Origin of the sequence: Microcoleus sp. (genome assembly GCF_041354475.1) — a bacterium.
In the GTDB taxonomy this organism is placed as follows: domain Bacteria; phylum Cyanobacteriota; class Cyanobacteriia; order Cyanobacteriales; family Microcoleaceae; genus Microcoleus.
Genome location: NZ_JBGJZU010000070.1, coordinates 1 through 5,070, shown reverse-complemented (window position 1 = coordinate 5,070; position 5,070 = coordinate 1). Strand labels below are relative to the sequence as shown.

The window sequence follows — 5,070 nt, the reverse complement described above, 5'->3', positions numbered from 1 at the left end:
TCCGACTCAATGCCTCTTGCCAAAGAGGTGTCCGACTCAATGCCTCTTGCCAAAGAGGTGTCCGACTCAATGCCTCTTGCCAAAGAGGTGTCCGACTCAATGCCTCTTGCCAAAGAGGTGTCCGACTCAATGCCCCCCCTTAGCAAGGGGGTATCCGACTCAATGCCCCCCCTTAGCAAGGGGGTATCCGACTCAATGCCCCCCCTTACTAAGGGGGGGTTGGGGGGGGTTTTAGCGCAGCCTTGATATTGTTGAGTACCAGTTTTAATAGGAGAATTTTCGCCTAATAATACAGATTTATTATCTGGCAATTCAACTTGCGATCGCGCTTTTAAAGGAATAATTTCCCCAGCCAATTTTACCGAAACCTGAGCATTCATAGGTGCGATCGCCCCAAAGCAAATATATTCCCCCGGCAAAGTTGCCACATCAACTTTCGGTGTCAGAGAATCCTTGGCAAAAGCCAATCCTAAAGGAATTGTTGCCTGACTTGGCTGGCGCGTCACCTTAATTTTCACTTCCTGATTTTTGTAACGCAGTATAAAGACATTTTCTCCCACTTGTAGGGGAAAAGTGGGGGCAAAATGACCGGCTTGAGTGCGGGGAATCTGGTTGCCATTTACCAAGACTTGTCCCGATGGTGGTGCTGTGCCAATTAAAAAAATGCGATCGACTGTAGTCTGGTGATTAGGAGGAGGATAAGCCACAAACAAAGGTTGGGCGGCAATAGCTACAGGAGCGATCGCCAAAATCATCGCCAACACAACTAAGGCTAAAAATTTTATCATTCTCAATCGCAGCTAATAGAGAGTCTGTACTAACCTAATTTTATCAGGTTTATTACCATTTTATATCCCTTGTCTGCACAACAATACGAAATTTTGTGTAGCCACAGTTTCCTGATTGTCCCGGAACAAAAAAATATATTTTGTCCTGAAAATCATGTTTTTAACAGTATATTAACTATTTTTTTGAATTTTAAACAAAACAGATAAAACTTTGTATATTCGGTAATATTTATTGTAAATCAGGACGATTTAAATACTTTTAAATCCTTTAAAAAAACAGCTATTTATCACCCGGAAGGGTGAGGATACTGGCGAATATTAAAACTATATTCAGATCAATAGGTAACGGTTAGATGAGAATTTAAAAATCATCTACCACATCCAAAAAAGAGGAGTTTTCATGAAATCTCAATTGATTGCACAAATATTGTTATCTGCACTAGCAGTATCGGGCACTATGGTAACTGCAACAACAGTGCAAGCTGGTCCAGCCACTTTGGTTGCTAACGAAACGACAGTATTTCAATGTGTTGGTTCAGGTCGAAACTTAGCAACAATTGCCAAGCGAGGAAATCGTACCACCGACCCGATAATTCTGTGGCGCACCACAGAATTTGGTCGCGAGTTTACTCCCAGCCAGCGCTGTCAAGCGGTTTCCAGAAGATTGACACAAGCGGTTGCTAATAATGGCGGAAGCTTAAGTAATTTACTGTTAACTACAGGTACTGTTAATAGCCTACCCGTTGTTTGTTTCGTGAGCGGACGTGGACGCTGCAACTCTAGCAATACACTATTTACTCTTGACCGCAAAAATGCCAGCAATCCTGGTGCCGTGCTCACCCGTTTGGTCAATTTTGCCGAAAACGGTGTTGGTGAAGCCGTAGTTTCCAGAACTCGTCCTACTGATGAACCGGAACAGCAGTACGTTTCTTTGCAAGATTTAGTCGATCGAGCTTTGAATACAGCCCCAGCGCCTGTGAAAGCCCAACCAAGCAATCGAGGTATTTAAGTACAGGACTTATGCAGGCACAGGAACAAGCACAAAATTAGCTTAAGAAAGCGAATTTAAGCCTCCGAGACTATAATCCCCGACTTCTCCTTTCCCAGAAGTCGGGGATTTGTGCTTGGGGTGTGAGAAGTCGAGGATTTAAGGGCGATCGGTGTGGGCGTAAATCCACTAAAATATATCCGGATGCAACTACCAACTAGCAGAATCTAAAATATGTAGGAACACTCAACAGCAGTGTACCTACAAATATGACTTCCTACATAAATCTACCTGCCTCAGATCCAGGAGTTATCATGAAATTAAAATTTGTCGCACCTTTATTAGCATCCGCTTTAGTTTTGACCGGTACTGCTGCATTGGCAGATCAAGGAAAAACTCGGCTGATCACCAATACTTTAAATGACACTACAACAACATTTCAGTGCGTTACTTCCGGTAGGAATTTTGTGACTATTGCGCGACGGGGAAATGTGACGACAGATCCCATAATTCTGTGGAAATCTAGGGAATTCGGACCAGAATTTACACCTTGGCAGCGCTGTCAGATTGTTTCCAACAGATTGACCAAAGCAGTTGCGGACAACGGCGGGCGCTTGACCAACTTACAGTTAACAACAGGTACGATTAATAACCTCCCTGTGGTTTGTTATGTGAATGGAAGAGGGCGTTGCAATTCTCAAAATATCTTGTTCACCCTGGATAGCAAAAATGCTAAAAATCCCAGTGAAGTTTTAAGCAGATTAATTAATTTCGCCCAAGATGGCGGTGGACAGGTAACAGTTTTGAGAACCAGAAATCCAGAGCAATTATCTTCCCAGCAGTTTATTCCCTTTGGCGATTTGGTCGATCGCTCTTTTCATTCAACTACAAACAAACCATCTGTTCCCGCCGAAAAACCAGAGAGCGATCGGGGTATTTAATATTTAATATCAAATCCGGTAGCATCTGAATAATTCAGATCTCTATTCTCTCCCTCTGTGTCCTCTGTGTTCTCTGCGGTTAAATCATTCCGATGTAGCCGGAAACGATATAATTTGTTGGTAGTAAGGAATTTAGTCATTAACAGATTCCCAGGAAGAGCCTGGGAATCTGTCATTTATACTGAATTTTAATCAAAGTAATTAGTCATAAAACACTACCAAAAATTTGCTTTTATGCTAAATCTTCCTTCACGCCCTTTGCATCTTCGCGGTTGATTAAATAAATATTATTTGACTAAAAAGCGATTAAAATAAAGAAACAAATGCAAACATAGCCATACAGACAACAGTGAATCGAGTTTCTCCCGCCATTGTAATTTTAGGTCAAAACAGCCAGCCGATCGCCCGCAAAATCGCCACACTTTTCCCCGGTTCACTGATTTACGGTTTGAGCGATCGCACAACCGATGCCGATATCAACATTACCAACTTCGGCGAAACCTTGCGGGAATTATTTACAACCGAAACCCCAATTATCGGCATCTGCGCCGCCGGAATTCTGATTCGCACCCTCGCCCCACTGCTGTCAGACAAACGCGCCGAACCCCCTGTCTTAGCCGTAGCCGAAGATGGCAGCGCCGTTGTACCATTGTTGGGCGGTTTGCACGGGGTGAATGACTTAGCCAGAGAAATTTCCCAAGCCCTCGGCGTGCAGCCAGCCATCACCACTACCGGAGATATCCGGTTTCGCACCGCCCTACTCAGTCCTCCCCAGGGCTATAATTTGGCCAATCCAGAGGATGCCAAAACTTTTATTTCAAATTTGCTCGCCGGGGCAAAAGTACGCATTGAAGGCGCAGCCAACTGGCTCTTGGAGAGTAATTTGCCGATCGACCCCGACGCAAAATTGACTATTCACATCACCGAAAAAGCCATAAAACCAACACCAGATTGTTTGGTTTACCATCCTAAAACAGTGACAGTCGCCCTCACGCAAATATCCAATATTCAGCCAGAAATAGCGATTTTACTTATCCAGCAAGTCTTGGCAAAATCCGGTTTATCCCTAGCTTCAATTTCGGGAATATTTGCCATAAAAAATGACATGGGCAATCCGGCGCTGACAGCGATTTCAGATTATTTTAAAGCCCCCGTCCGTTTCTTCAATCTATCAGAACTGACAGAATTTGACTCGGTTAAATTAATAGAATATAACGCAAATTTTGATGTGACGGCGGCACAAATTGCCCTGACAGCAGCCGGTGCTAACAGTCAGTTAGTCGGGTACGATCGCCTCAACCAACTCAGTTGCGTCATCGCCGTGGCAGCCCAACCCCTAGATGCTGAGGCGATCGGCATTAGTCGCGGACAACTGGCGATCGTCGGTACTGGGCCAGGCGGCGCGCCTTGGATGTCCCCGGAAGTTAAGGAAATTCTGCGGGAAGCTACGGATTGGGTAGGTTACAAGTTCTATCTTGATTTGGCAGGAACCCTGCGTCCAGGCCAGCAACGACACGATTCTGACAACCGCCAAGAGATCGATCGCGCGCGTTTTGCCCTAGATTTAGCAGCATCGGGAAAATCTGTCGCCGTGGTTTCGTCGGGAGATCCGGGGATTTTTGCCATGGCGGCGGCGGTGTTTGAGGCGATCGACCTCGATAGCAAACCAGAATGGGATGGTATCGATATCCGTGTCGCACCGGGGATTTCTGCCATGCAGGCCGCCGCGGCTGCCATCGGAGCACCTCTGGGACACGATTTTTGCGCGATCTCGCTTTCGGATATTCTCAAGCCTTGGGAGGTGATTGAACAGCGAATTGCTGCGGCTGCGGCTGCTGATTTAGTGATTGCATTCTACAATCCCATCTCGAAACAGCGGATTTGGCAATTGTCTAAGGCGATCGAAATTTTGTTGCAAAGTCGATCGACTCAAACCCCCGTAATACTAGGTAGAAACCTCGGCAGAATTGGACAATCCGTGCGCGTTTGTACACTCGGTGAATTCCAGCCCGAAGACGCGGATATGAGAACTTTGGTAATTATTGGTTCCAGTCAGACTCGGATTATTCCTCGCAAATATGGAGATGTTTGGGTTTACACCCCCAGACGTGTGACCTAAAGGCAGTTTACACGACTTCAACGGACATAGTAGACATAACGGACAAACTCAGATAAAATCAAAAGTATTCTTCCACGAGAATGCCATGCCGTATGTCACACCAAGAAAAGCAGCTAACGCTTTGGGAGTTAACCCCAGAACCCTTGCCCGATGGTCAGAAGATGGCCTCATCAAGACCATCAAAACCGAGGCAGGACAAAGACGTTACGATATCGCCGAATATCTCAAACAAAA

General features: G+C 45.4%; 4 protein-coding genes and 1 pseudogene. 4 read left to right on the top strand and 1 reads right to left on the bottom strand.

What is annotated here, in order from left to right:
* Positions 1 to 788, bottom strand: a pseudogene (locus ACBR23_RS21905) (hypothetical protein); the annotation flags it as partial.
* Between the two features lie 400 nt (positions 789 to 1,188).
* Here ACBR23_RS21905 and ACBR23_RS21900 point away from each other — a divergent pair.
* The 4 genes from ACBR23_RS21900 to ACBR23_RS21885 form a co-directional block, all read left to right on the top strand.
* Positions 1,189 to 1,797 (top strand): COP23 domain-containing protein, encoded by a 609-nt coding sequence (locus ACBR23_RS21900; protein WP_371118185.1) that lies wholly within the window; start codon positions 1,189 to 1,191, stop codon positions 1,795 to 1,797.
* A gap of 293 nt (positions 1,798 to 2,090) precedes the next feature.
* Positions 2,091 to 2,717, top strand: coding sequence for a COP23 domain-containing protein (locus tag ACBR23_RS21895; RefSeq protein ID WP_371118184.1), 627 nt, complete (start codon positions 2,091 to 2,093; stop codon positions 2,715 to 2,717).
* 349 nt (positions 2,718 to 3,066) lie between these two features.
* The gene (cobJ, locus tag ACBR23_RS21890; protein WP_371120421.1) at positions 3,067 to 4,836 is read left to right on the top strand and encodes a precorrin-3B C(17)-methyltransferase; all 1,770 of its coding nucleotides are present in this window, start codon (positions 3,067 to 3,069) and stop codon (positions 4,834 to 4,836) included.
* Between the two features lie 85 nt (positions 4,837 to 4,921).
* Positions 4,922 to 5,070 (top strand): MerR family DNA-binding transcriptional regulator (locus ACBR23_RS21885; protein ID WP_371118186.1); only part of this gene is annotated, 149 nt, incomplete at its 3' end.